Source organism: Micromonospora sp. NPDC003776, assembly GCF_053605645.1.
In genome coordinates, this window is the sequence record NZ_JBSGJR010000954.1 from 1 (window position 1) to 1279 (window position 1279).

Consider the following 1279-nt stretch of genomic DNA (forward strand, 5'->3'; position numbering starts at 1 on the left):
GTCCGGCGCCGGCCACCAGGAGCCGGACCACGAACCGGTACGGCTCGCGCGCTCCGCCGCTGCCGGCGGTCTGCCGGGCCGGCCGCAGCTCCAGCGGCCAGACGGTCAGCCCGCCGTCCGGGTCGTCGCGGGGCGGGCCGACCGGGACGGGGTCGCCCACCGCCCCGGTCAGCCAGGCCGCGAGGTCCGCGACGGCCGCCTCGATCGCGCCGGTCATCGCGGCGGGGTCCCCTGGATCCGGTACGCGATGGCCTCGTTCCACACGTGCGGGTAGACGCCGATCTCGAAGTACCGGGTGAACCGGTTGATCGGGGCGTTGCTGTGGTCGTGCCAGAGCAGCCACACCGGCGCGATGGTGAACAGCACGTAGTTGAGCACGACCAGCGGCAGGTAGAGCGGGCCGAGCAGCCGGGCCTGGAGGATGTGCACGTCCTCGTGGCGCTGGATGCCCGGGCTGGACCCGGCGCAGACCGTGCCGATCGTGGTGGCGTACCGGGGTGAGACCCCCTCGACCACGTTGACCCGGCCGCTGGCCTGGGAGACCACCCGGTCGAGCTGGTGCCCGAAGACCAGGTGCAGGGCGAGGTAGAGCGCGCCGACCACGGTGTTGAGCAGGCTCCAGGTGTGGTCGACCACGAAGAGGAGGACCCCCTTCGCGTCCGCGCCGTACGTGCCGGCCGAGGCGACCGCCCAGCCGAAGGGCGCGCCGATCAGCAGCCCGACGACCGCGCCGACGAGCAGCCCGATCACGCCGCCGGCCAGCTGGCCGACCAGAGCGCCGAGGACGATGTGGACGGCGGCGCTGATGATGCCGAAGACCATCGTGGTCACCTCTCTCAGACCCACGAGCGGATGTAGCGGGGCTCGCGTCCCTGCGCGAGCTGGGTCGGCGACGCGCTCGTCGCCTGCCGGTTGCCGGGCGGGAGCTGGTTGACGCCGAGGGCGGCGGAGAAGATGACCAGGCCGTTGAAGAACGCGATGATCCACTTCTCCGGACCGGCGTCGTCGGCGAACGCCGCCGTCAGGTACGACAGCACCAGGGCGACGCCCAGCGCGATCCACTTGCGGGCCTTGTCACCGCTCGGCCCGATAAGTCCGCCGATGACGTTGGTGGCCAGGAGGGTGGCGGCGCTGGCGCCGGTCAGGCTGCCCAGCGCGGCCCAGGTGAAGAGATCGTTCACGGCGATCTCCCTTCGGTTGGTGCGGTGGTGCGTTCGGGGTGAGGTACGGCGCCCGGGCCGGTGGGCCCGCTCGCCCGGGTTGCGGCGTCGCGCCGGTC

Annotated in this window: 2 protein-coding genes and 1 pseudogene; all 3 read right to left on the reverse strand. The window is 72.9% G+C overall.

Annotated elements, in window-relative coordinates; genetic code table 11:
* Positions 1 to 217 (reverse strand): annotated as a pseudogene (locus tag ACWEVO_RS36645) (carboxypeptidase-like regulatory domain-containing protein); the annotation flags it as partial.
* Complete coding sequence (locus ACWEVO_RS36650; RefSeq protein ID WP_452311969.1) at positions 214 to 822, reverse strand: glycine zipper family protein; 609 nt, start codon at positions 820 to 822, stop codon at positions 214 to 216. The gene ACWEVO_RS36650 and the pseudogene ACWEVO_RS36645, both read right to left, overlap by 4 nt.
* 14 nt (positions 823 to 836) lie before the next feature.
* On the reverse strand, positions 837 to 1279 hold a 443-nt coding region (locus ACWEVO_RS36655), incomplete at its 5' end, for a hypothetical protein (RefSeq protein WP_452311970.1).